Origin of the sequence: Desulfonatronum thiodismutans, from assembly GCF_000717475.1 — a bacterium.
GTDB lineage: Bacteria > Desulfobacterota > Desulfovibrionia > Desulfovibrionales > Desulfonatronaceae > Desulfonatronum > Desulfonatronum thiodismutans.
Genome location: NZ_JPIK01000011.1, coordinates 18,830 through 44,235, shown reverse-complemented (window position 1 = coordinate 44,235; position 25,406 = coordinate 18,830). Strand labels below are relative to the sequence as shown.

Below are 25,406 nucleotides of genomic sequence, written 5' to 3'. Positions count from 1 at the left end.
GCCGTGAAATCTCTCTACCTGGCCCCGGAACAATGGCGAGAGCCGTTCCAATTAGAAGGACCGGAAGCCCATCACCTGCTCACCGTCTTGCGCGCTCGTCCGGGAACCACCGTACGCCTTTTCGATGGACATGGGAGGATCGGTGATTTCATCGTGCGGACCGTGACCCGGAAAACAGCCCGCCTGGACCTTCTCTCTCAGCAACGGCTTCCGCGTCCACGACGGGAAATCCATTTGGCCATGGGTTGGAACAAGGCTTCGCGTCGTGGGTGGATATTGGAAAAAGCCGTGGAACTGGGGGCCGCGGGGTTGATTTTTTGGCAAGCCTCGCGCAGTCAAGGAAAGGTTCCGGATCAACCCAAGGAGAGCTGGGTCGATCACATGATCAATGCGGCCAAGCAATGCGGCAATCCCTGGCTGCCCACAATCTCCACCGTTGCCGGGGGACCCGACGAGGTGATCAGCTTGTGCTCCAGCTGGGCTCATCAAGCTTCTATCCAGGATTGGTCCCAGGCAGGTCCGGAGATCGGGAAATTTTTGATCTGGGAAAGTGTTTCTCCGAGCGATCTGTTTGATCCGGGCCAACTTCCTGACTCCGGCCCCGTGCTCCTGGTTTTCGGACCGGAAGGCGGATTGGCCGAGGGTGAGGCACAAGTCTTTATCGACAACGGCTACCTGCCCCGCTCCCTGGGCCGGTCCACCCTGCGCTGGGAAACCGCCGCTCTGCTCTGCCTCGGGCTATGTTACTGGCGGACCCAGAGCGGCCTGCCAGAACCCTGAGTGTCCCAAGTTAAATCCATATCATCCCGCGAGTCCGCCCCATGTACTGTCCCAAATGCAAGCACACCAGTTTTGATCACCTGGCGACCTGTCCCAAGTGCGGCTACGACTGGCAGTCGATTCGCTCTGCCCTGAACCTGAATTGGCTCCAATCAGCCGGACATGAGTGGCTGCCCGAATCCGCCTCTGAACCGCCGGAGGCAGTGGTGGAACCGGAGACTTCAACAGTCCCGGAGCCGATGGATTTCGAACTGGATGTTGAGGCCGCCGAACTCTTCGCTTTTGACGAACAAACCTCGGATTTTGACTTGTCGCCGCCTGAAGAGTCCGTGCAATCGGAAGATACCCCCGCTGTTTCCGTTGCCGCGTCGGCCCAGGATAATTTCGAGGTCGCACCCTCAGGCACACGGATCGAGCCGGATGTGGCGGACGATACTCCCCTTGAAGCCGACCTCTTCCAGGCTGAGGTCGTGTCAGTGGATGATGCCGATACGACAGCATTTTACCAAGACGGCGACACAAAACCCGATTTCTCCGAAGAAGCCAAAACCACCGAAGAGGAACTGCCGGTCTGGGAGATCGAATTGCCCCAGGACCTGCTTCCCCAGGACTATTTACCCGAGCCGGTTGGCGAGGAGCGCGGTCCCGTGGGAACGGGCGACGAGCGCGAACAGGATGACGTCGAGGTGGTCGGGGATATTGCCTACGATTTTTCCGAAGTAGAGGTGGTCCTTCCGGAACTGGATGAAGCGGCCCAGCCTCCTGCCTCTCGCGACTCCGGGTCGCCGCCAAGCCCAGATGGTGGCGACGGTACCGAGCCACCCTCCCCCGGCGATCACAAGGAGGGGCGATGAGCTTTCAACAGCCCCTGGCCGCGGCCATTCGCCCGACCAAACTGGAAGATTTCGTCGGCCAGGATCATTTACGGATCAGGCTGCAAGCCCTGTTTCAGGCCAAGCGCATGCCCAGCCTGCTGCTTTTCGGCCCTCCGGGCTGCGGTAAATCCACCCTGGCCCTGCTTTTGGCCACTTCCCGCAACCAGCCCTATTTGCGTCTGAGCGCGCCGGAAGTGGGGCTGGCCAATCTGCGCAAGAAGCTGGAGAACATGGAAATCCTGGTACTGGATGAACTGCATCGGTTTTCCAAGGCCCAGCAGGATTTCTTCCTGCCTATCCTGGAAAGCGGAGAAGTCACCCTGCTGGCCACCACCACGGAAAACCCGTCCTTCAGCGTGACCAAGCAACTGCTTTCGCGCATGCATGTCCTGCGCCTGCGGCCGCTGAACCGCCAGGAATTGACCACCCTGGCCAAGCGCGGAGCACAAAGCCTCGGGGCCGCCATCCCCGAGACCAGCCTGGAAATTCTTGCCGGTTTATCCAATGGCGACGCGCGGAGCCTGTTCAACCTTCTGGAGCTGACCGCGGAATTGTCGCCGGAAAAATGGGCCGAGGACAAGCTGCGGCAAGCCTTGCCCGAAGTGGTTCTGCGCGGGGACCGGGAGGGCGACTCCCACTACGAGCTGGCCTCCGCGCTGATCAAGTCCATTCGCGGCAGCGACCCTGACGCGGCCCTCTACTACCTGGCCTGCCTCCTGGAAAGCGGCGAAGACCCCCGCTTCATCTGCCGTCGCCTGATCCTTTCGGCCTCCGAAGACGTCGGCTTGGCCGATCCCCAGGCCCTGAGCCTGGCCGTGGCCTGCCAGCAGGCCGTGGAATTCGTGGGCATGCCCGAAGGCTTCATCCCCTTGGCCGAAACCACCGTCTATCTTTCCCTGGCCCCCAAAAGCAACGCCACCTATGCCGCCTACTTGGCGGCCCAGAAAGAAATCCGCGCCCACGGCCCCCGGCCCGTCCCCCTGCACCTGCGCAACGCCTCCTCGGCCTTGCAAAAGGAATGGGGCTACGGTCGCGGCTACAAATACCCCCACGCCTACCCCGACGCCTGGGTGGAACAGGACTACCTCCCCGCCGAAGTCAACCTCCGCTTCTACGAACCTAAACTCCAAGGCCAGGAGCCACGGCTCAACGCCTGGCTGTCCAAGTATCGGAAGAAGCGGAACGTTGGCTGACCGAATTGTGAGTTTTCAAAATCATCCCCTCTAAACGGCTTCTTTTTTGCAAATCACTTCCTGTCTAGCCTTCCGTACAGCCGGATACGGAAAGCTTTTCCCCTTGCCATCACAACATGACGGGTGAGGAAAAATCAGCATTTCTTGTGAATTCTGATTTCACTCTAAAGTTTTTCCTCCATCCGTCGATACAGTAGTCAAATACTGGGCGGCCCCACCCGCGGCGGGTGAGGATCATGTCCATGATGGACGGTTTGACGCCCAGGCAAGGAAGCCAACATATTCAAGGAGGAAGTGCTATGTTAAGTATTAACAACAACCTTATGGCCATGAACGCGGCCCGCAACCTGAGTGGCAATTATGGCGCTCTGGCCACGTCCACCCAGCGTCTTTCATCCGGTCTGCGCATCAACAGCGGTGCCGACGACGCTGCGGGATTGGCCATTCGTGAGTTGATGCGGGCGGAGATCGCCTCGCTGAACCAGGGCGTCCGTAACGCCAACGACGCCATCTCCATGATCCAGACGGCCGACGGCGCCCTGGCCGTTATCGACGAAAAGCTGATCCGGATGAAGGAACTGGCCACCCAGGCGGCCACCGGTACCTACAACTCAGACCAAAGGTTGATTATTGACTCCGAGTATCAGGCCATGGCCTCGGAAATCACCCGAATCGCCAATGCGACGAAATTTAATGGCATTTATTTGTTGAATGGAAATCTGTCCGGACAATCTGGCAGTGATGCCGCAGGCAACCCTCATAATTGGAGGGATGGATTTGATGGTAGTGGTTTGAAATCAACAGGTCCTTTGAAGGTTCACTTTGGCCCATCGAACGACAGTGCCGAGGACTATTATTACATTGCTATTGGTAATGCCACGGCATCGGCTTTAGGAGTTGGAAACGCATCTGACGGCACGCGTAGCTCAGGAACTATTGGAACCTCAGTACTTGAAAATGATGCCGGCTACTCGATTTCAACACAGCAGGGGGCACAGCAGGCATTGAATGCTCTTGAAATGGCAATCCTCTCCAAGGACAACATTCGAGCCAGCCTCGGCGCCTTGCAAAACCGGCTGCAGAACACCATCACCAATCTCCAGATTCAGGCTGAAAACATCCAGGCCGCGGAATCGCGGATTTCGGACGCGGACATTGCCTTGGAAATGACGGCATTCGTGCGTAGCCAGATTCTGACCCAGGCTGGAGTGGCCATGCTCGCCCAGGCCAACTCCCTGCCCAGGATGGCCATGCAGCTCATCGGCGGCTAAACATCAATCAGGGCTTGATCTTCAAGGCCGGGCCCAGTCCAGGGTCCGGCCTTTTTTGGTGATGGCGGTCAATATAATACCGTGGCATCAACTTTGCTTGTAAAATCATGAGGTAATTCGAACCGGCAACTATTTCCCGACAAGGTCGAATCTATGGATACCGAAGCCCTTATATCAGGATCGATCAACTTTACCGGTCTGGGGTCTGGAACAGACTTCAAGACCATGATTGAGCAGTTGATCAACTTGGAGCGCAGACAAACCGCCCGCTTGGAACTCTGGAAAAAGGAGTGGGAGCAGAAACAGGAGGGGTTTCGGGAGCTGAACTCCAAGATGCTTACCCTGCGGACCAACCTGCAACAGATCAACACCATGGCCAAGTTCATGGTCAAGGACGCGGACAGCGTCAACAAGAACGTGCTCACGGCCACGGGCACGGACAAGGCCCAAGTTGGCAGCCATGTGCTTGAGGTTCATCAGCTGGCTCAAAATCATATCCTGACCAGCACCACCACCAAGCCCAGCACGACCGAGGACATCACCGACGGCTCGGCACGGGTGTTCAGCTATTCCTACAACGGCAAAACCAGGACGTTGAACCTTCCGTCCGGTGGCAGCCTTGAGGGGTTGCGCAACCTGATCAATACGGACCCGGAAAATCCGGGAGTTCGGGCCAGTATCATCAAAAGCGCGGATGGCGCCCACCACTTGCAGCTTCGAGGCATGGACCTGGGGGCGAACAAGACGATTACCATCAATGGTACCACCACTGTTCCTGATTTTGCAGACACGAACTTCAACGAAACCCAGGCTGCGCAGAACTCCAAGCTGAAGATCGACGGCTTTCCCCCGGGGGAGGATGATTGGGTTGAACGCTCCACAAACACGATATCCGACTTGCTGGAAGGCGTAACCATAAGTCTGCGCCAAGCCGGCACGACCACGCTGAACATTGCCGTGAACAATGAAAAGGTTTTGGATAATGTTCGGGAGTTCGTTGATCAGGTCAACGAGGTGCGAGCCCAGATCACCAAGCTGACCAAGGTGGACCAGAGCGGCAACGGGTCCATCCTGACCGGCAACTACGCCATCCAGATGATCGACTCGCGTCTGAAATCCATTACTTCCGTAAAGGCTATCGGCTTTGACGTAAACAACGACGTCTTCAGCTCCCTGGGCATGATCGGGATCACTACGGATGCCGATCAAGGCTCTCCCACGTTCGGCATGCTCAAGCTGGATGAGGAAGTTTTGGAGCACTCGCTGCGTAATCGGCCGGACGCTTTTGCCCGTGTTTTCGCCGCCGACTATATCGGCTCCAGTGATTCCCAGGACTTTCGGTATTTATCCAGCATCGACGGAGTGACCAAGGGTGGCGAGTACAACGTAAAATATACGGTCAGTGGAGGCACGATCATCAACGCGACCATCAACGGCAATCCGGCCAGCTACAGCGGCAACGGAGAAATCACCGGTATGAGCGGTAAACCTGAGGCTGGTATGGTCATCAAGGTGGACGACCTGTCCGTGGATGGCGACTACTCCGGCAAGGTTTTTCTCAAATACGGAAAAATCCCTGAACTTGCTGACGCTCTCCGGGCTTTGACGGACAGCAGTAGCGGGCCGCTTAAGATTCTGGAAGAGAACTACGACGACATCACAGAAGGAATCGACAGAAAGATCGAGTTCGAACAGCGTCGCATCACCCGCATGGAGAGGGACTTACGCGCTCGGTTCGCTCGTTTGGAAACCTTGCTCGGCTATTACGACCAGCTCGGCGCCTCCATAAGGTCACAGCTTGGGCAGTTGAGTTCGGACACGAAGTAATCCGGGCGGCACCGAGTGTCATCTTGGTGCTCAGTCGCACGTTCGATACCTTCAAGATTGGGAGAAGAGTATGTACAATGCCGCGAAAGCCTACCTCCAAACCCAGGTCACCACGACCAACCCCGGAGACGTCGTCGTGTTGCTCTATGGAGGGGCGATCAATTTCTTGCAGCAGGCCAAGCAGAAAATGAAAGAACGGGATATGGAGCAAAAAGGACTGTTGATATCCAAAGCCTTGGACATCATCGGAGAACTGGACAGCAGCTTGAACACCCAGAAAGGCGGTGAGCTTGGCGAGAATCTGCACAAGCTTTATTTCTACTGCAACACGCGGTTGCTGATGGCCAACCTCAAGCTGGACCCCAAGCTTATCGACGAAGTGATCTCCATTCTTTCCGGACTCAAATCCGCGTTCGAGGAGATCAAAAACCAGAATCCAGCTACGTTTTCCTCGACCACCTCCACCATGACCGCCCCTGGCTCCGGCTTCGCTGCTCCGGAGACGAATACGCCGACCACGACCATGCGATACGCCAGAAACGCCTACAAGTAATCACCCGGCGAGCCGCGCACGGCTTCAGGCTTGCTTGCTTCTCTCCTCGGGACGGGCTAGGAATGAACGAAGTTGTTGAACGTTTGTCCCCGAGGAAACACCATGGAAATCACCTGTCCCCAATGCGGCTTCGCCAGGACCGTTTCAGACGAAAAAATCCCGGAACGGGCGGAGATCGCCACCTGCCCGAAGTGCAAACATAAATTTCAATTCCGTACGGCGGGCGAAACCGTTTCTCCCCCCCCCCTGCTTACGGACGCTCCGTCCGACAAGCCAGACACCCGCCACTCCCAAACTGAATCAGCCCAAACCGAACCGGAAAGAACTCCTGAAAGCGACCCCGTCCAGCGAGCTTCGAGGGCCGAACACCCCGAAGCCTCATCGCTTGAGAGAACACCCCCCGGCAAAGCTTCACCTGAGAAAGCTCCATCCGATAACGGCGATTTCTGGGACAGCCTTGCGTCCATGGGCTCACCTCACCAGGAAGCCCGAGACGAAGTACAACCCGAAGAGGTTACCGAGGACGGTGAAATCGAAGTTCCCTGGGAGCGACTGGATATTTACGGCTTTTTCCCCGGCATCTGGGAGACCATCAAACGGGCCATGCTCCGTCCGGCGGCCTTTTTTCAGGCAATGCCCGTGGGCTCCGGGCAAATCAAGCCATTGATTTTTTACCTGCTGGTCGCCGAGTTTCAGATCGTCCTGCAGATGCTTTGGGACATGACCGGCGTGACATCGGGCATGACCGGGGAAGGCGAGGCCATGGGGATCAGCGCCGTGATGCTGCTGGTGGGGTACCCGATCATCCTGACCATGCTCTTGTACGTCATGGCCGTGCTGGTTCATGCCTGCCTCAACATGGTCGGGGGAGCAACGCGAGGCTTCGAGGGAACCTTTCGGGCCCTGACCTACGGCAGCGCGCCGATGGTGTTGACGCTGGTTCCATTCGTCGGTCCCTTGGTTGGAGCGATCTGGTCTTTGGTCGTCACCTTTTTGGGCTACAAATATATTCATCGGACGACAACGGCCAAAGTCATCCTGGCCATGTTGCTCCCCTTGATCCCGTTTATTCTTCTGCTGGCCATCGTCATGAGCATGGCTCAACGCAGCGGGGCGCCGGTTTTCTGACCTACGCCGCAACCGAGGCAACGGAGAATTTGTCGACATGCTCTCTTGGCTGAAACAAATTTGGTCAAATTACCGGGATTCCCAGGAAATTTCCAAGCAAACCAAACCGGAGGCATTACTGGACCTTTCACGGGAAGTCCGGGCCTTAGCCGCGGCGGTGAATCGCTTTTGCGTCAATGAGCCGCGGCTTCGGACCCGTCTGATGAAAGTGGAACGGGAAATGCAAATGCTTGAGGAAATCATCGAGCGTCCGAACTTTCGGCTTGTTACTCCCGAGAAACGGCTCCAGTTACGGGAGAATCTGATCGAATCCCGCGAACACTTGCTCGAAGCCGTCAAGGAGGCCCCCACGGCCTCTTCCTTGCCTCAATAGCTGCTTGCTCCAAGGAGAGCATCGACCATGCGCAAACGGAACGGACTCGGCTTTTGGATACTGCTTTTGGCCTTGGGCCTTTCAATGCTCACCGGCTGCGACATGGTCCGGCAAACAGGGGAATATGTCGGAGTAATTGGAAACTACTGGGAACCCCGCATCGGTCCCCAGGAAGTGACCACTGACGCCCCGATTTTTCGCGGGCCTCCCGTGATTTCCATTTACCCCAAGAACAACCCAGCCGCCCCGCTCTCGGCCATTCTCTACCCCATGCAGGTCACCCAGCCCACGGACAGTCCCATCATCCTGGGCCGGGCACTGGGCCGTATTTTTTGGCAAACCTGGAGTCAAGCCTCGGTCTTTCCGTCCTTTGTCTACGAGGAAGACGCGATCTGGCCGGGACTCCCCAGAGCCTTGGCCAGGGCCAGAGCCTTGGACGTAGACCTGATCGTTCGCGGCGAAATCCCGTACTTTCTCAGCGGCGGCTCAAGGGGAACAACCAGTATCAGCATGCGGCTGGAGATATTCGAAGTGGAGGGCGGCCAGCGCATCTGGATCATGGAACACGCCGGACGCATGGAGCCCCAACCCCGCCGCGACTACATCATCGCCCACCACACCCGCCGTCTCCCCGAAGAACCAGTCTCCTCCATCATGACCATCCTGGCCTGCGACCTGGCCATGAACGTCGGCCAATGGAACAACAATTGGGAGGTCTATCCGGCTTGTCCCTGGTGAAACGGGACTAAGGCGCATGATTTGGTGACGGCGGTTCGCTGCTGGAAGATCGGCACTTGATTCGGCGCCTTGGCATCCGTTCTGTTTCCGCATATGTTCACTGGATGACCGACCACGCACTGCTTCTCCCAAAAACCATCGACATCGTCCGCGAAGCCGGTGACCTGCTGATGCGGTACTGGCACGCTCCGAGGGAAATTCGCCATAAGGGCCGGATCGATCTGGTCACCACCGCGGACTTGGCCCTGGAAAAACTGCTTAAGGAACGCCTGGGCGCCCTGCTCCCCGAGGCCGATTTTCTGGCCGAAGAGTCGGCCACGGCCGAAGATCTGGGCAAAAAACTGAACAGCCCCACCTGGATTATCGACCCCCTGGACGGCACCACCAATTTTGCCCACGGTTTTCCCTTTGTGGCCATTTCCGTGGCTCTGTGGAACGAGGGAGATGTCCAGCTCGGGCTGGTCCACTTGCCCGTACTCAACGAACTGTTCCACGCCGCCAAGGGCCGGGGAACCCATCTCAACAACGCTCCAGTCCATGTTTCCACCGTCCCGGATTTGGAAAATTCGCTGGTCGCCACCGGATTCCCTTACTCCGTACGTGAGCAGTTGCCGCCGATCCTGGGATGGATGGAAACCATGCTCAGCCTGACCCAGGGGATCCGTCGGCCCGGCTCAGCGGCCAGCGACCTGGCCTATGTCGCTTGCGGCCGCTTTGACGCGTTCTATGAAATCAATCTCAAGCCGTGGGACATGGCCGCGGGTTGGTTGCTGGTCCGCGAGGCCGGAGGCGTGGTCACTCGGATGGACGGTTCGGCGTTCGACCTGCGCATTCCTTCCATCCTGGCCGACAACGCCTTGGTTCATACGGAGATGGTCGAGGCCCTGGGAAGGACCGAACGCTGATCCCTGCGTACCAAGAACCAACTCGCCACCGTGTTTCGCGTCTTTTTGCTCTCCCGCGACGAACTTCCGGAAGCCGCGGCGTTGGAAGCCGATCACTTTTCCGCGCCTTGGTTCCCTGAACAGTTCCAAGACGGCCACGACCGGGGCACGTGCCGCGTGCACGGCATTCGCGACGGTACGATGCTGATCGGTTACATTAGCTGCCACGTTCTGCCTCCGGAAATGGAAATTTTGAACATGGCCGTTCGCCCGGGCTTCCGGGGACGCGGCCTGGGTCGGGCCCTGGTGGCCGCTGCTTTGAAACACGGCGCTTCCCTGGGAATCGAACTGTGCCACCTGGAAGTGAACGAAACCAACGGTGCCGCCGTTCACCTCTACACGACGCTTGGTTTTACGCGGATCGGACGCCGTCGGGATTACTACAGGTGCCCGGAGGGAGCGAGAGACGCTATCTTGATGCAGTGTGATCCTCGTCCGCATATGCCGTCAATATACGCTTTACATGAAAACAGCCCTGTCGCATTCAAGCCAGGAGGAGACCGATGAGCATTACGTATTTGAAAGACGTCGAAGTGCGGAATAAACGCCTGTTGGTCCGTGTGGACTACAACGTGCCCATGAATCAGGGAGTCATCAAGGAAGACAGCCGCATCCGGGCCAGCCTGCCCACTTTGAAGCTGGCGCTGGAACGCGGCGCGGCCCTGGTGCTCTGCTCCCATATGGGACGCCCCAAAGGCCAGATTGTTCCGGAGCTGAGCCTGCGGCCCATTGCCCGCCGCCTTTCCGAGTTGCTGGGACTGGACGTGGCCATGGCCCCGGACTGCGTGGGGCCCGAGGTGCAGGCCATGGCCGAAGCCCTTGAGCCCGGACAGATTCTGCTGCTGGAAAATCTGCGCTTTCATGCCGGGGAAACCAAAAACGATCCGGATTTCAGCGCTCAACTGGCCAAGCTGGGGAACGTTTTCGTCAGCGACGCCTTCGGCACTGCCCACCGGGCCCACGCTTCCAACGTCGGGGTGGCCAAGTTGATCCCGGTCTGTTGCGCTGGTTTATTGATGCAGAAGGAGTGGGAGTACCTGGGCAAGGCCCTGGCTGATCCCAAGCGCCCTTTTGTGGCCGTTTCCGGCGGGGCCAAGGTCTCCGGCAAACTGGAACTGCTGAACAATCTCCTGGAGAAGGTGGATCGAATGATTATCGGCGGAGCCATGGCCAACACCTTTATCAAGGCCCAAGGCTTCGACGTGGGCTCTTCCCTGGTGGAAGACGATCTTCTGGACACGGCCCGAACCGTTCTGGCCAAAGCCAAGGAGCGTGGAACGGCACTTTATCTTCCCGTGGACTTTGTTTACGCCGACGATCTCAAGTCCGAGCGGGCCGACGGAGTTTGTCCGTTCCAAAACATTCCCGCGGGCAAAATGGTCCTGGACATTGGTCCGGCCACTCAAGCGCTGTTCGCGGAAGTTCTGGCCGGGGCTGGAACCGTGGTCTGGAACGGCCCCATGGGTGCGTTTGAAAACCCGGCCTTTGCTTCCGGCTCCATGCACGTGGCGGCCTCCGTTGCCGAGTCCGCCGCGGTGAGCATTGTCGGGGGCGGCGATACGGACGCCATGCTCCACGCCTCGGGCATGGCCGACAAGGTCAGCTTCATCTCCACCGGGGGCGGAGCGTTTCTAGAATTCATGGAAGGCAAGGATCTCCCTGCCTTCAAAGCCCTAAAGGAGTGTGCCGCATGAGCACGGCCCCAAAAACGTTGATCGCCGGAAACTGGAAAATGTATAAAACCGAGGCTCAGGCAGTGGAGCTGGCCGCAGCCTTGTCCGCCGGCCTCCGTGACTCCTTGCCCGAGGACCGTGAAGTCCTGCTGTTGCCGCCCTTCACCGCACTCAAGGCCGTGGCCGAAACCATCCGTGGACAAAGGCTGTTCCTGGGTGGGCAAAATTTTTATCCATCCGCTGAAGGTGCTTTTACCGGAGAAGTCGCCCCGTTCATGCTCGCGGACGCCGGATGCACCCACGCCCTGGTCGGCCATTCCGAACGCCGTCACATACTCAAGGAATCCGATCGATTCATCGCCCAAAAGACCGCCTTTGGGCTACAGGCCGGGCTGCACATGATTCTGTGTGTCGGCGAAACCCTGGACCAGCGTACCCACGGCAGCGTGGAAAACGTACTCAAGGGACAATTGCGCCTGGGATTAGCCGAGGTAAATAAGGACGGCGTGACTCCGGACCGACTGACCATCGCCTACGAACCGGTCTGGGCCATCGGCACGGGCAAGGTAGCCCAGACCGAGGACATCGTCGCGGCCCACGACCTTGTTCGCAAGACTTTAGAGGATTCCTTCCCGCATTGCGGCGACAAAATCCGCATTCTCTACGGCGGCAGCGTCAAGCCGGACAACGCCGGAGCGATCCTGGCCCTTGACAATGTGAACGGCGTGCTGGTAGGTGGCGCAAGTTTGCAGGTCGACAGCTTCACGGCCATTGCCTCGGCTGTCTGAAATATCGCAAGGAGCACCGTTTTGAACGCACTGATTATCACCATTCACGTTTTGGCCTGTATCTCCCTGGTCATTCTCATCCTGCTGCAATCCGGCAAGGAGGGAATGGGCGTCATCTTCGGCGGAGGCAGTAGCTCCGTCTTTGGCAGCAGCGGCGCCGGGGGGCTGCTCAAAAAGCTGACCATCAGCGTGGCCAGCATTTTCATCATCACCTCCCTGAGCTTCACCTACATGAGCGGACAGCGTATCGCCGAGGAATCCGTGATCCTTGACTTTCCTGCTGATTTACCGCAAGTTCCCTCCACTCCCGGCAGCATCGAAGAACAAATTTCGATCCCCGCGGAACCCCAAGACGTCGCTCCGCAATCACGGACCGAAACGCAGTAATCTTACGCAAATCAAACGCCGAAGTGGTGGAATTGGTAGACACGCCATCTTGAGGGGGTGGTGAGGGAAACCTCGTGGGGGTTCGAGTCCCCCCTTCGGCACCAAGAGTCAATCCGACGAAAACCAGCTAAGTTTAAAAAGTCAACAAAATCAAAGGAGAAGCCCGGAAATGTTGTCCGGGTTTCTCCTTTTTCTTTTTTCTCGTCCTTTGACATCCAGCTTTTTATTGGGGTATCTCGTGGGGTATCGGGCTTCAGCGGACTATTGAAGCGAAAAAGTACCCCACTTTCACTTCCGAAACTTACAGCCCAACAGGCTGTTACGGAGGCATCCCCCATGCTCACCGACAAGGCGATTCAGAACCTTGCGCCGAAGGAAAAGCCCTTCAAAAAATACGATGCTCAGGGGCTGTACATTGAAGTCAAACCCGGCGGCAACAAACTCTGGCGTTTCAAGTTCACCTTCGTCGGCAAGGCCAAGCTGTTGGCGCTGGGGAAGTATCCAGCCATGAGTCTCAAGGCGGCCCGCCAAAAGCGCGACGAGGCTTTGGTCAAGCTTTCCCAGGGCATTGACCCTGCGTTGGAAAAGCAGCAGCGCAAGCAGGAACAGGTCGTCCAGAAACAGGTTGCGGACAACACTTTTGAGAAGGTGGCTCGGGAATGGTGGGAAGCGAACAAGGATACTTGGTCCCTCAACTACGCCGGGACCATTTGGAGGCGCATCGAGGCAAACCTTTTGCCGTGGATCGGGAACAAGCCGATCAGCATGATCGACCCTCCCCTCCTCCTGACTCAGCTTCGGCGCATTGAACAGCGGGAAGCCCATGAAGCGGCCCGGAGAATCGCGCAAATATCGAGCAGCATTTTTACCTTTGCAATCGGCACCGGCAAGGCGGAACGAAACCCGGCTGCTGAGATCAAGGGCGTGTTGAAGAAAGTTCCCGTCCGTCATCTGCCCGCCATCACGGAACCGTCCGACATTCGCAATCTGCTTTTGGCGATGGACGGCTTTGACTGCTCATACACGGTTTATTGCGCCTTGCAGATGAGCATCCTTGTCTTCTTGCGGCCCGGAGAACTGCGCAACGCCACCTGGGAGGAAATCGACTTCAAGGAAGCCTTATGGTCGATCCCCTCGGCACGAATGAAAATGCGCAAGGACCACCTCGTCCCTCTGGCCGACCAGGCAATGAAGATCCTCAACGACCTGCGTCCGCTCACCGAGGGCACCCCGGGAAACTTCATCTTTCCCGGCGAACGGCTGAACGGGCGACCCATGAGCGAAAACACCGTGAACGCCGCCTTGCGCTCCCTCGGGTATGCCAAAGAAAAAATGTGCGCACACGGCTTCCGGACCCTGGCCAGTACCCGGCTACACGAATCAGGCAAGTGGGATTCCCGCGTCATCGAAGTGCAGCTGGCACACACGGACAAGAACACCATTCGCGGAATATACAATCGGGCGATCTACCTGGATGAACGCCGCCGGATGATGCAGTGGTGGGCGGACTACCTGGATCAACTCCGAGCTGGTGGAAAAATGTTACCGTTTCCGCAAGCTGAAGCCGTGAACGGGTAAGGAGGCGAAACTTCTTGAGATGTAGCAAATTGCTGAGGATGTTTGCTACAGATCTGTGCCCAGATTGGTTCCAACCGGCGACGTACGCTTGGCGGGGGAACCGGAAAAGGCGATTTTCAAGGTCTTGGTCGAAAAAATTCGTTAGCAGCGGCCAGCCAACACCCACGGACAAAACCCGCTGTAAATAACACTCTGTACTATTGTAGAGACTTCAATTTTAACTCACAGAACGGGGCCAAGCGCGAAGTGCGCGGCCCTGAGCGCCGGCCGTAAGCCGCGGTCCATGCTGTCACGGCCATGTTAGCCAGCATGGCAACCCCACTCGTTTTCGAGAACTTGCCTGACCCGCTGGAGTTCAGTGTCGTCTGCTGAATACGGCGTCGAGTACGTATCGATCGGAAGCCATTGACGGCGCTGTTCCTCGATGACGTAACCCTCGTAATCGTCGATCAGAAGCGTTCGTTCTACCGTAGTCCCTTGGATCATAGTAAGGTCCTTGACGCGGCCATTCCAGTGGACACACTCGACGTTCTTGAACCAGGCCGGAGCGGAACCCTCTGCAACAAGATTGGCGGTGACCTCCCGCACCTTGCGCTCTGGAACCGATGTGTAGAGGACGAGCCTTGGAACCTCTCGTCGGCAGAACTCAAGAAAGTCGTGCAAACCCGGCCGTGCGATCTGACTCACGGCATTCGAGACCAGCGTACCTTCAAGATCAAGAGCGAGCACCTCGAGTCGAGCCATGATTACCCTCGTCTGGCTAACGATTAATTCACCGGCGAGCTTTAGCGAGTCCGGTGGAATGGCTTGTTGGGTATTTAATATTCTTTACCTTACGAAAATAGATGCCCTACTCTGTATTTGCACAGTTCGTGTTTCATCTAACAATTTTGCTTCAACAGAATTATTGTTTTCAAATTTAATCAGGTAAGGTTGCAATTGGCTTTGCAAAGAGTCAACAGTTATTTCATCGGTATCACTACGAATTATGCATGTCGCACTAGGTATGCTATGGTCAAGTGGTTTCACAGTAATGAGCAAACCTATTACCATAGGATGTTCATTTTGAAGGTTTAACTGTTTAAATGATGTTGAATTAAAGTCATCTGCAAGGATCATTGGCTGATCAGGATCCCAATAATTCGTGATCACATTTTGACTAGCTGCGATTCTTGGATCTATCCCCATGACTTGTATGAATTCTCTATAGTAGTATTCAAGAATTAGTGAGGATATTTTCGGACCATCCCAAAAGTGAATTGGCTTAGCATATCTGCTTAATTGTTGTATTATTTGTTGTTTTGCTTGTTCTGTTATGGCTCCGGTTGTGGCCACCACCCACCTATTTATACGATATATATGACCACTAGCTATATCACTTATTTCTTTTTCAAATGCTTGAGAGCCTTGGGTAATTAGGCTTGTTGTTTCGCCTAGCCCTATGTTGCCCTTTTTAACTTGAACGCCGGTGTAAAAACGTAACATATCAGGGCCAAAGTTCTCATAGTATTCTATATCATTACCTAACTCTGAGGTGCCACCAGTAAATTTTATCTCTCTAAGCTTTAGAGCATTTCTTACACTAAATGAATTAAGACATGGGATAATTATTTTATTTGTAATGTCGTTTTCGATCCATTGACAGTTTAATAGTAACTGATGGATCATCGCTGGTGACATCATTATCGTTATTCCTTTTTATACCCAACGCCTCAAACACCGGCTTGGTGAAGTTGGCGGCTTTTTTGGAACAAAAAAGATGACAGCTTTACCAAGTTTGCGAACTTTGACTTGTTAACTGCTGTACTCCCTCCCAGTGATCGAGATAGCCCTCATCTACCGTGAATTTACCCTGTTTAAAAATCATTAGCTTTGATTCAAACCACTCTTTGAAGGAACCAGCAATACCTTCTTCAATGCCCGAATCATGCACATGCATCACAATTTCACAGGTTTCCAGATTTAGAGCCAAATGGTCACCTTCGCAATCTGTAATAGGAAGGTACTTTCTTGACCACCACTCGATTGGATCAACATCACCACTCTCATTAATTTCATTGAGCATGCGATAGGTTTTTATAATTGCTTCCGTAGAGAGTAATGTACCTTCTTCAAACAGTGTTTGTAACCGAGATGGATCATCTTGGCCATTATCTACTATCAGGTAGGTCTTGAAATCATTCGGGAGAGTATTGCCAACTTCAGATTCAAGGACATTCAAATCCTCTTCAGTTGACGGGCCATTCAAAGTAGCAATAACTGTGGGAACGTGTTCTTTCAAAAAGCCCTCAATTTGATCCCATATATCCTTCATGCACTGATCCTTCTTTGGCAGTTAACGTGGAATTCACCGGCGAGCTTCAGCGAGTCCGGTGGAATGCTTTGCTGGCTAATATTATGTTTTAAATAGAGTGTCTACAGCATTTATTTTTAATGTTAAATTTTTGTTTTTATAATCATCATCTTGAAAAACTTCAGTCGTTGGCTCAAATACTTTGCTATAAAGCCATTTGTGAACTGGATATCGCAAGTCTAGTTTCACTAAAGGATTAGAATTATATAAAAAGAGAGCTAGATCGTTAATTATTCCTTCTTTTATTATAACAACATGCAACACAATGAATAAGCATGGAACATTTCCTAAATCTTGTTCGATTGCTACAATACATGACTCTTGTTGATTTTCATTAAACATCTCTTCTAAGAGTATAGTTTCTCCACAAACTATGTCAGAACTTGTAGTTTCCGATAGGTGGCTATAAAAACGAATGTAGTCTAAGACTGTGATCAGTTTTTTAGTTTCAGTAATTTTTCCATTTTCTAGGTTCCCTAGATTGAAATGGTGTACTACTCCTAAATTAGCACTTATAAATTGATTTCCATTGCTAGTGTATTTTCTCTTGTGAGCATATTTATCCAATTTTTTATTCAATTTCTGCAAATAGCATTCGTGGTGGCAGGACGAAGCATCAAAAATCGAAACGTATTCCCCTGGTTCTTTATTTTGTATGAATTTGTCCAAAAAATCTTTTGGCACATCGGTTTCACAAGTTTCAAAAAATTGGCTTTCAAAAAGCATTTCACTAGATGGTGATATTACTTCTATAAAAAATAGTCCTTCTATAGGGGCTTCTCTTATGTTGTCAGGGCCTGAAACTAGATCTGGTGTGTATTCATACCCATTTTCTTTCAGATAATCGCAAATGTCCTTATTGTTTTCCCCTTTTCTAATTCTTGGAAAACCTTCTTTTTTAAAAAATTCCAGTACTAAGTCTTCAGAAGTCATTTCTTTAGTCTTAAGCCAACGCGGCGCTCACCAGCCGAGTCGTTCGGCAGGCCGAAGGCCTGACGGGCGGCTCGGTTTGATGCAGCGGCATTGTTCTGCCAGGCGCGCGGAGCACGCGGGTCAGTACAGTGTTATTATACGGAATTAAAAAAAACACCCCTACATATTTCCCTGGGCCACAAGAAAGGTCAAGCCTGCTCTTGGCTCGCTTGCTTTCTATTATCAGCGAATCCGCCCTTCCCCGACGCTTTTCATCCTTCAGCCTGGACTGGAGCCGGAGCAAGAAAATTGTCAAGGATGCTGCTGACCGTGCTGCAGGTCCGTATGCCAAATGTCTTTGCGATACATGGAATAAAACTCCATCATGGGGGGATTGACTCAGGTCTTTTATCTTGATGTTTTTACATATCCTCCATTTTTCGGGAGATCAACATTGCTGGTGATCTGCCTAAAATTATCACCAATCAGATTCATGGCCACCCCGATTTTTTCGAGTTCGACGGAAAAGCAATGCTAACCTGTCAACCATTCCCAGGCTCTTCCTCTTCCCGAGTACTCAAGATCAGAAAGCGCCGTCCATTTCCTACCCGAAGCAATCTCACCAGTTTTATAAAAATGAAAATGCGCAAAGTACCATCGCAACGGCTTCAGACGCTTCAACGCTTCCTCCAAAACATCGCAACTTGTATCCGCTGTCATGTCCCACTCAGGCCAGCAATACGGACCCATTGCTTCATCCATGCCGAACGACCACGGAGCAGTGTGCGATATTACCATGTCCGCGCTTTCCGGCAGCACATCGAGCACGTCCGGTGTCAGGATTTCCTCATCCCACCAGTCGTCGGGATCACGCAGCGGCCGGTCCACAGACCTTGCTCCGCCCAGAAAACAGACCTTTTCTCCCGAGGGCAGATCCAGAGTTGAGCCCCGCGGCATGTAGTAGATTTCAGGGCCGACCTCAAAAGGCTCAACCCTGCCCCCGGCCTCTTTCCACCTGGAAAACAGCGACGGATAATGCTCGTGATTTCCATCGCACCAATATATTTTGGTGCGCTTCCCGTTTTGCAAGGTGTTCTTGATGGCGGTTGCCGGATCGAATGGCCGGACAAAGCCCTGAGTGACACTATCCAGCCGTACTTCTTCCGGATAATACCCAAAATCGCCGCACTGAATGATTATATCCGGCTGCTTGCTGTTTATCAGTTCATTCAACCTCGCAAACATGCCGTGCACGTCACCGAGAACCATTATCCGCATTCTTGCTCCAATCGTTTCTCCAACTCTAACCGGACTCGCATTTCTTCTTCTGCAATTTCCTTGAACAGTTTTTGCTTTCTTTCCTGCCAACCTCTCCACATGCTTGCGATTTCCTGTTGTTCTTCCAAGCTCGGCATGGGCACGGGCAATCTCTGCAACGCCCGCATGCTGACCATGGGATGCGCTCCCCTGGCGACTTGAGCGAAATACCCTCTGGCATACTCAGAATTCAGATACATGGCCAAAAAATCCGGCAGAATCGAACGGGAAATAATGCTCAGGACAACGATCAACTGACTCGCAACAACATTTTTTGGCACATCCTGATCAACCAGGGTCGCCACCCGTTTCCCCATTCTTCCGTAGAACAGTATCTCGCCCGGCCGAAGCAAGTGCTTGTCGATGACATCGCCAATCCCCTCCACGCGAATCCGACGCAACTTGTTGTAGTCGATTGGCTTGTCCGGCTGCACATCCATCGGCAACACCATGCGAATGTTTCCCTGAGGATCCTCGACAATTTCTTTCCTTGTCGCGAACCCTCCCCTTGCCACCGTTACATCAGTTAGTTTTGTGTTCATGACTAAACTTTGCTTTGTTTGTATTGACATTTCAATGATAGTATGTATATACTAACAAGCAAAAGTCAAGGCCCTCAGGAATACCGAACATGAGATCACCAAAATTCAGTCATGTCACTAATCACATGAGGAGGGGCAGAGTATGAAGGTTGAAGCCCACAAGCTCCGGAAAGCATTTCAAAATCGTGACTCGGCGCTGATCATGAAAAACATGATCGGTCACAGGCATCATGCCTCACCCATGCCAACACCTCTCTTTCGATTCGATTCAGACAGGGTGATCAGCATGGCTGAAGCCGGCCACAATGTGATCATCCTTGGTGGAACAGGCCGTGGAAAGACAACAGGACTCGTGACACCGATGCTGTCCAGGCTGATACAGGCCGGATATGGAGGGTTGATCATTGACGTGAAAAACACCTTTGCTTCGGATCTGCGCAAGCTTGCAAGGTCGTGCGGCCGTGGCGACGACATCGTCGAGATCGGAACCCATCCGGAGGCGGTGCCGGTGAACATCATCGCCGGGTATGGTTTCCAGGAACTCAGCATGATGATGGAAAGCATCCTTATGCATGGCCTTGAGCATACCAAGAATGTTGACTGGCTGTACAAAGGGGTCAGGCTCGTGACCGATTGCCTGTACCTGTTGCGATTGCTCGAGCCAGAGAATCCACCGGCTTGGACACCGACCCTGGCCTTGTTGTCGAAAATGATCGCAGATCTTGCCTTGGCCAGAGATGTTTGGAAATACTGGCTGGTTAATGCGCGGCCAAGCGTGGAAGGCAAGGAATTCCAGGCCAAGATTGAATCTGACGCTTTCCATATTTTTAGGGTCCAAAAGGATCAAGGGACAAGGTTATCGGGAGAATACGACCAACAACTGACCTGGCAGCTTTCCAACGCCAGAAAAGTGTTGAACGCATTTGAACACGCCCCCTTAAGCGAGAAGCTGTCGGCAGCCGGAGGGCTTGCGCTGGACCTGCGCAAATTGATCCTGGATCAGGCCAAGATCGTCCTGATCCGCTTTTCGTCCAGCTCAGGCGCTCCAGGCAAAACCATCGCCAGAATGCTCAAGGAGCGATTCTACTCCGCGGTCTACACCAGGTACGATTATTCTCCCGCAGGATCTGATGCCAGGCCCGTTTTCACGATCATGGATGAATTCCAGGATATTTTGAATCTGGATGAACAATCGAGCCTGGACGACTTCAGCTGGTTTTCCAAAGCTCGTGAATTCAAGGTGATCAACGTCGCGGCGACCCAGGCCATGTCCAGTTTGTACCGTAATGGCCTAGAGCACCGGACCCGAGCCATGCTGTCCAACTTCGGCGCCAAGATTATTTTGCAGACCGACGACCCCGCGACAGACGCCTGGACGCAGACGTTTTTTGAAGCGGAAAAACCCGTACAGAAACTGAACAAGGCCGAGGCCATCGTTGCCAAATACGCCTTTCCTGATCGCCGCCTTGTCGTCAGTATCGAATCCGTTCAGAAAGAGCATGACCGGATCAAGGCGCGGCTGGCCGCCCTGCAACCGGAAACAGCCAAGGTCATCCCAGCGGGCCAGTGCCAGATGGCCCTGATTCGCGAAATAATCCAAAGCACAAGGTGGACCAAAAAATATCCAAAATTGGCCAAGCTGCTGCCACGCTTCAAGGACGTCCTGAGTGAAACAGCCTCGGTGTCAATAACAGTACGGCCAGGAAAATACTTGTTGAAAACTCTGGTTGATTGTCTTCGTCAGGCACGCAAAAACAAAGCATTTATAACCTGCATCCGCGTGGGGACTGACGGGGTGGAGATCGAATCGACCGGCGGCGGCGCATGGCTGAGTCACTACATGCGGGAATGGAAGATATGCTCTCTTTGCCATAGGAAAGACGATTCCGTCGACAATTACAAAACAAGCAAGTCCAATTGCTGTCTGGAGTGCTTTTTTGAACAGCAGACGGACATGTCGTTTTATGTGCGCAACTTTATTCAAGAATATCACATGCTCCTGGCAAAACCTATCGACATCATCTCCTATCCTTACGCTTGGGACAAAATTCTGCACGCCGCGGCCAGTAAAATGCAGAAAGCCCGGCTGGCTGTGCCAATCAAACGGGTGACGACATGGGGCGCACGCCTGAATATTCAGGTGAAAAATATGGAGGGAATCTTTTTCCAAGAGCGAGAAGGCGTGACGAAAATTTTGCAATCCGCCGCGCGGGCCAGCCGAAAACTTTGCGTTTGTTGTGGCAGGGTCGTCAAAAGGTCAAATAATTTTTCAAAAAAAGAATTTGTTCTTTGCGACACATGCGTCGCCCAGGAACAGAAGGCGCAATGGATAGAAATGCAGTCTTGACATTAATGTCGTGAGCACGAGCTGGTCCACAAATCGATATATTCAAATGCGAAAAAGCGTTCCAAGAATACTTCTTGCCGGCGATACGCACGGCTGTTTCACGCATGTGCTAGAGGCAGGCAAGGCGGCAGACGTAGTGATTCTCTTAGGCGATCAAACTCCGAAACAGGACTTGCAGGCTGAACTTGGAAAATTTGCTGAAAAAACATGGTTTTTACTCGGCAACCATGATTCTGACAAAAGAGAATATCTCTTGCGGCATCAATCCATGATGGATCGTTGTCTGCATCGAAAAAGGATTGATTTCGGCGGCATAAGGATAGCCGGTCTCAATGGCGTTTTTCGCACCCGCTACGTAACAGTGCAAAAAGACACCAGGCTGCATGAAATGGACAGGGAAACATCAAACTGCAAGACACGTCAGCAATACACCCAAAGACACGGAAATATTCCCAAGCTTGCAACGTCCATATTCGCCGAAGACATCAAGGCCCTTGCCAAGCTGCGCGCTGACGTACTCGTGACCCACGAAGCCCCGCAGACGCACCGTTATGGCTTCCAGCTCATAGGCGACCTGGCCCAGGCAATGGGCGTCAAGCTTCTTGTTCACGCCCATCATCACGAACGCTATGAGGCGGACATCGCGGGCAAAATCCGGGTTTTGGGGCTTGGCATGCCGACGGGATACAACTCCAGACAGGGATTGGCGTGGCTTGATGATCAGCTGCAGGTTAAAAACTGAACTGCCCATATCAAACAAATGCATGATTTTGAACAGTTGGAGAATGGGTTGCATTATTGTCCCCTCCTGCGCCTGCTCAGCTTTACCTCCTGGGGAATGGCGGTTCCGGACTTCCAGGGTCATTGCTTCGCTGAAGAATGAACGTTAGCATCACCCCATGTCGCATCACGAACATACTCATTTTGATCAGATTCGGCAGATTCCGCTTTCCAAAGAGCTGTCCTTGATTTCCGGCGTCGCCAAAGGTCTGGATGTCGAACTGCCGCTGTATTTGTCGCCGGTGACGGCGGGCTTTCCGTCCCCAGCCGACGATTTTCTGGAAAAGCGATTGGACCTGAACGATTACTTGGTGAAGAACCCGGTGGCCACGTATCTGGTCCGGGCCTCTGGCGATTCCATGCAGGGCGCGGGCATCCATGACGGCGATATTCTGGTGGTGGACAAGTCCGTCGAGGCCACGGACGGCAAGGTGGTCATCGCAATCGTTTATGGAGAATTCACGGTCAAGACGCTTCGAAAAAGAAATGGAAAGGCTTGTCTGGTCCCGGCCAATGCCGAGTATCCGGTGGTCGAGCTCACGCCAGAAATGGACTGTGAGGTATGGGGCGTTGTGACAAGTGTGATCCGCAAAATGCCCTGAACCACAATGGGACTTGACGATGTGCGGACGCTTCGCCCTCTGGATCACCCTGATCATTCCCGAGCACTACGGACTTGTTGAGCCCGAGGAGCCCATCCTGCCCAGCTACAACATCGCGCCGGGCCAGGAAATCGTGGCCGTGGTGCAGACGACCTCTGGCCGTAATATCACCCGCCTGAAGTGGGGCTTGATCCCTTCATGGACTCGCGATCTGGGCAAATCGCCGAAGAGCATCAATGCCCGGTCAGAGACGGTCTGGGACAAACCCTGCTTCCGTTCCGCCGTCCGGCACAGGCGGTGCCTGATCCCGGCCAACAGGTTCCTGGAATGGGAAAAGGTCGAAGCCAAAAAACAGCCCTACCTGATCCGCTTCGAGAACCTGGAGCTGTTCTCCATGGCTGGCATCTGGGAATCCTGGCTGAATCCGGAAACAGGCGAGACCATCGAGTCCTGCGCCATCCTGACCACCAAGGCCAACGAGGCGGTGGCCGCCATCCATGACCGGATGCCGGTGATCATCAAGCCGGAGGATTATGCGACGTGGCTTGCGCCGAAGAGCCATCGGGAGCAGATCGAGACCTTGCTTCAGCCCTTCGCCGACATGCCCACCCAGATGTTGCCGGTCAGCACCAGGGTCAACAGCCCGAAAAACAACGATCCGGAGTGTATTGTCCCGGTCCTGCTGCCGGACGACACCCAGCAAGGTGTTGATAAAGTCTGAATCCACAGGCTGTTCAAAAAACCTGCTGACAAGGCGTAAAAAAAGTTCAAGGCCGAGGCGTATCTCGTCATACGTGAGGGTTTGATCTTTTTACGGCAACGCAGCCAGCAGGGATTTTTCAACAGCCTGCCAAGGTTGATCATGCCGCCCTCGACCATCTTCGCCCTGCTGGACTGCAACAATTTCTACGCTTCCTGCGAGCGGGCGTTCAACCCCAAGCTGCGGGACAAGCCCATTGTAGTTCTGTCCAACAACGACGGTTGCGTGATTGCCCGGTCGGGCGAGGCCAAAGCCCTGGGCATCCCCATGGGCGCACCAGCCTTCAAGTTCCTCCCTTTGTTCAGAAAGCACGGCGTGCATGTCTTTTCCTCCAATTTCGCCCTGTACGGCGACATGTCCCGCCGCGTGATGGACACGGTTTCCCGGTTCACCCCGGACATGGAAATCTATTCCATTGATGAAGCGTTCCTGCGTTTGGACCGGATGCACGACGATCCCATTGACTTGGCCCGCAAGATCAGGGCCACTGTCTTGCAATGGACGGGCATTCCCGTGTCCATCGGCATCGGCCCGACCAAGACCTTGGCCAAGGTGGCCAACCGGGTGGCCAAGAAGCAGCCCGAGCACGGCGGGACGTTCAGTCTTGTGGATTGTCCGGATCAGGACCGGATTCTGGCCGGGATCGAGATCGAGGATGTTTGGGGCATTGGCCGGCAGTACAGCAGGAAGCTGCGCGATTTCGGCATCCGCAATGCCTTGCAGTTCAGCAGGCTGGACAGGGATTGGGTCAAGCAGCGCATGACCGTTTGCGGAATGCACACGCTACTGGAACTCCAAGGCATCCCCTGCATTCCGTTGGAACAGTCCGTGGCCACGCCCAAGAGCATTGTCTGCTCCCGCACCTTTGCCAAGGCCGTCACGGACAAGGACAAACTGGCGAAACTGATCTCGGGCTACGCGGCCAGGACCGGAGAACGCCTGCGCGGCCAGAAGTGCGTGGCCGGACAGCTTCAGGTCTTCGTGCTCACGGACCGCTTCCGGCTGGACAAGCCGCAGTACGGCAACGCAGCAACCGTCTCCCTGGCCGTGCCCTCAAGCCACACGCCGGACCTGATCCGGGCAGCCCGGATGGCCCTGGAGCAAATATTCAAGCAAGGTTACGAGTACCGCAAGGCCGGGGTAATGGTTTTCGGGATCGAGAAAGAGCAAGGTCGCAGGCTGCACCTGTTCGAGCCTTCTCCGGAGGAGCGAGCACGGAGCAAAGCCCTGATGGAAACCATGGACCGGGTCAACGCCAAGTGGGGGGCCATGACCATGCGCGTGGCCGCGGAAGGCACGGAAAAACGATGGGTGATGCGCCAGGCGCATTTGAGCCCGAGATATACGACGGATTGGAAGGAGTTGCCGAGGGTGTCTTTCTGATGACTGTGTTTTTCTGATGACCTGCCGATTCGAACCAGCTGAATTCCTAAGCTTGGGAGTCCAATGCGGTCAGGCTCAGGGGGTATTCTTCGGATGGAGGATAAATGACTGAAAACTGCGCAAAGTGTCGATTCAGGGCGAAGTACGACGCCAACCCGAAGTCATTGCTGGGGAGGCTCTGGCGCTGGCATATCAGGTTCTGCCCAGGCTGGAAAAAATACTACTCTGCTTTGCCCCAGATGGAGAAAAACGCCCTGGCCGTGAAATATGGTCTGAAATAGCTTTGCCTTCAGGCCCCGCTC

The 25,406-nt window shown here is 54.3% G+C and carries 27 protein-coding genes, 1 tRNA gene and 1 pseudogene; 23 read left to right on the top strand and 6 right to left on the bottom strand.

Annotated elements, in window-relative coordinates:
* The first annotated feature begins 3 nt into the window (after positions 1–3).
* From GY33_RS0107945 to GY33_RS0107870, 17 genes and pseudogenes are all read left to right on the top strand, one after another.
* Positions 4–780: a 16S rRNA (uracil(1498)-N(3))-methyltransferase gene (locus GY33_RS0107945; protein WP_031386828.1), complete on the top strand. Its 777-nt coding sequence runs from the start codon at positions 4–6 to the stop codon at positions 778–780.
* Positions 781–821: 41 nt separating this feature from the next.
* Positions 822–1,634, top strand: a complete 813-nt coding sequence (locus GY33_RS0107940; RefSeq protein WP_031386827.1) for a hypothetical protein — start codon at positions 822–824, stop codon at positions 1,632–1,634.
* Complete coding sequence (locus tag GY33_RS0107935) at positions 1,631–2,848, top strand: replication-associated recombination protein A (RefSeq protein ID WP_031386826.1); 1,218 nt, start codon at positions 1,631–1,633, stop codon at positions 2,846–2,848. The genes GY33_RS0107940 and GY33_RS0107935 overlap by 4 nt, the downstream gene beginning before the upstream one ends.
* 299 nt (positions 2,849–3,147) lie before the next feature.
* Positions 3,148–4,119 (top strand): flagellin N-terminal helical domain-containing protein, encoded by a 972-nt coding sequence (locus GY33_RS0107930; protein ID WP_031386825.1) that lies wholly within the window; start codon positions 3,148–3,150, stop codon positions 4,117–4,119.
* A 153-nt stretch (positions 4,120–4,272) separates the two neighbouring features.
* Positions 4,273–5,946, top strand: a complete 1,674-nt coding sequence (gene fliD / locus GY33_RS0107925; RefSeq protein ID WP_031386824.1) for a flagellar filament capping protein FliD — start codon at positions 4,273–4,275, stop codon at positions 5,944–5,946.
* Positions 5,947–6,016: 70 nt separating this feature from the next.
* Positions 6,017–6,499 (top strand): flagellar export chaperone FliS, encoded by a 483-nt coding sequence (gene fliS, locus GY33_RS0107920; RefSeq protein WP_084184957.1) that lies wholly within the window; start codon positions 6,017–6,019, stop codon positions 6,497–6,499.
* A gap of 102 nt (positions 6,500–6,601) precedes the next feature.
* A pseudogene (locus GY33_RS21960) lies at positions 6,602–6,697 on the top strand (zinc-ribbon domain-containing protein); the annotation flags it as partial.
* 267 nt (positions 6,698–6,964) lie between these two features.
* Positions 6,965–7,627 (top strand): YIP1 family protein, encoded by a 663-nt coding sequence (locus GY33_RS21390; protein WP_162531421.1) that lies wholly within the window; start codon positions 6,965–6,967, stop codon positions 7,625–7,627.
* Between the two features lie 37 nt (positions 7,628–7,664).
* Entirely contained in the window at positions 7,665–8,000 is a 336-nt protein-coding gene (locus tag GY33_RS0107910) for a hypothetical protein (protein ID WP_031386821.1), read from the top strand.
* 27 nt (positions 8,001–8,027) lie between these two features.
* Complete coding sequence (locus tag GY33_RS0107905; protein WP_031386820.1) at positions 8,028–8,738, top strand: hypothetical protein; 711 nt, start codon at positions 8,028–8,030, stop codon at positions 8,736–8,738.
* A 104-nt stretch (positions 8,739–8,842) separates the two neighbouring features.
* Positions 8,843–9,643 (top strand): inositol monophosphatase family protein, encoded by an 801-nt coding sequence (locus GY33_RS0107900; RefSeq protein WP_031386819.1) that lies wholly within the window; start codon positions 8,843–8,845, stop codon positions 9,641–9,643.
* Between the two features lie 30 nt (positions 9,644–9,673).
* Positions 9,674–10,189, top strand: a complete 516-nt coding sequence (gene rimI / locus GY33_RS0107895; protein WP_051822415.1) for a ribosomal protein S18-alanine N-acetyltransferase — start codon at positions 9,674–9,676, stop codon at positions 10,187–10,189.
* Positions 10,186–11,376: a phosphoglycerate kinase gene (locus GY33_RS0107890; protein ID WP_031386817.1), complete on the top strand. Its 1,191-nt coding sequence runs from the start codon at positions 10,186–10,188 to the stop codon at positions 11,374–11,376. Before rimI ends, GY33_RS0107890 begins: the two co-directional genes overlap by 4 nt.
* Positions 11,373–12,143, top strand: a complete 771-nt coding sequence (gene tpiA / locus GY33_RS0107885; protein ID WP_031386816.1) for a triose-phosphate isomerase — start codon at positions 11,373–11,375, stop codon at positions 12,141–12,143. The genes GY33_RS0107890 and tpiA overlap by 4 nt, the downstream gene beginning before the upstream one ends.
* 21 nt (positions 12,144–12,164) lie before the next feature.
* Positions 12,165–12,530: a preprotein translocase subunit SecG gene (gene secG, locus GY33_RS19065; protein ID WP_035271578.1), complete on the top strand. Its 366-nt coding sequence runs from the start codon at positions 12,165–12,167 to the stop codon at positions 12,528–12,530.
* A 17-nt stretch (positions 12,531–12,547) separates the two neighbouring features.
* Positions 12,548–12,634 (top strand) — tRNA-Leu (locus GY33_RS0107875).
* Positions 12,635–12,866: 232 nt separating this feature from the next.
* Positions 12,867–14,108: a tyrosine-type recombinase/integrase gene (locus GY33_RS0107870; protein ID WP_031386814.1), complete on the top strand. Its 1,242-nt coding sequence runs from the start codon at positions 12,867–12,869 to the stop codon at positions 14,106–14,108.
* 300 nt (positions 14,109–14,408) lie between these two features.
* Here the strand turns inward: GY33_RS0107870 and GY33_RS0107865 are convergent, their stop codons facing one another.
* From GY33_RS0107865 to GY33_RS0107845, 6 genes are all read right to left on the bottom strand, one after another.
* Positions 14,409–14,852: an NIF family HAD-type phosphatase gene (locus tag GY33_RS0107865; RefSeq protein WP_031386813.1), complete on the bottom strand. Its 444-nt coding sequence runs from the start codon at positions 14,850–14,852 to the stop codon at positions 14,409–14,411.
* An 84-nt stretch (positions 14,853–14,936) separates the two neighbouring features.
* Positions 14,937–15,791, bottom strand: a complete 855-nt coding sequence (locus GY33_RS0107860) for a PDDEXK family nuclease (protein ID WP_031386812.1) — start codon at positions 15,789–15,791, stop codon at positions 14,937–14,939.
* Between the two features lie 85 nt (positions 15,792–15,876).
* Entirely contained in the window at positions 15,877–16,422 is a 546-nt protein-coding gene (locus GY33_RS19720; protein WP_051822414.1) for an SMI1/KNR4 family protein, read from the bottom strand.
* 81 nt (positions 16,423–16,503) lie between these two features.
* Positions 16,504–17,394, bottom strand: coding sequence for a hypothetical protein (locus tag GY33_RS20985; protein ID WP_152555137.1), 891 nt, complete (start codon positions 17,392–17,394; stop codon positions 16,504–16,506).
* Positions 17,395–17,907: 513 nt separating this feature from the next.
* Positions 17,908–18,651 carry a metallophosphoesterase family protein gene (locus GY33_RS0107850; RefSeq protein ID WP_031386810.1) on the bottom strand — a complete coding sequence of 248 codons (744 nt, stop codon included), beginning with the start codon at positions 18,649–18,651 and terminating at the stop codon, positions 17,908–17,910.
* Positions 18,642–19,232, bottom strand: a complete 591-nt coding sequence (locus GY33_RS0107845; RefSeq protein WP_031386809.1) for a restriction endonuclease subunit S — start codon at positions 19,230–19,232, stop codon at positions 18,642–18,644. Before GY33_RS0107845 ends, GY33_RS0107850 begins: the two co-directional genes overlap by 10 nt.
* A gap of 142 nt (positions 19,233–19,374) precedes the next feature.
* Here GY33_RS0107845 and GY33_RS0107840 point away from each other — a divergent pair, with 142 nt between their 5' ends.
* The 6 genes from GY33_RS0107840 (at position 19,375) to GY33_RS21420 (ending at position 25,385) form a co-directional block, all read left to right on the top strand.
* On the top strand, positions 19,375–21,579 hold the full coding sequence (locus GY33_RS0107840) for a type IV secretion system DNA-binding domain-containing protein (RefSeq protein ID WP_031386808.1): 2,205 nt from the start codon (positions 19,375–19,377) through the stop codon (positions 21,577–21,579).
* Between the two features lie 46 nt (positions 21,580–21,625).
* Positions 21,626–22,321: a metallophosphoesterase family protein gene (locus GY33_RS0107835; protein ID WP_051822413.1), complete on the top strand. Its 696-nt coding sequence runs from the start codon at positions 21,626–21,628 to the stop codon at positions 22,319–22,321.
* Positions 22,322–22,478: 157 nt separating this feature from the next.
* Positions 22,479–22,961 (top strand): LexA family protein, encoded by a 483-nt coding sequence (locus tag GY33_RS0107825; protein WP_084184951.1) that lies wholly within the window; start codon positions 22,479–22,481, stop codon positions 22,959–22,961.
* A gap of 19 nt (positions 22,962–22,980) precedes the next feature.
* The gene (locus tag GY33_RS0107820) at positions 22,981–23,682 is read left to right on the top strand and encodes an SOS response-associated peptidase (protein WP_035271575.1); all 702 of its coding nucleotides are present in this window, start codon (positions 22,981–22,983) and stop codon (positions 23,680–23,682) included.
* Positions 23,683–23,823: 141 nt separating this feature from the next.
* Positions 23,824–25,104 carry a Y-family DNA polymerase gene (locus GY33_RS0107815; RefSeq protein ID WP_031386804.1) on the top strand — a complete coding sequence of 427 codons (1,281 nt, stop codon included), beginning with the start codon at positions 23,824–23,826 and terminating at the stop codon, positions 25,102–25,104.
* Positions 25,105–25,208: 104 nt separating this feature from the next.
* Positions 25,209–25,385 carry a hypothetical protein gene (locus GY33_RS21420; RefSeq protein ID WP_162834854.1) on the top strand — a complete coding sequence of 59 codons (177 nt, stop codon included), beginning with the start codon at positions 25,209–25,211 and terminating at the stop codon, positions 25,383–25,385.
* The last annotated feature ends 21 nt before the right edge of the window (positions 25,386–25,406 follow it).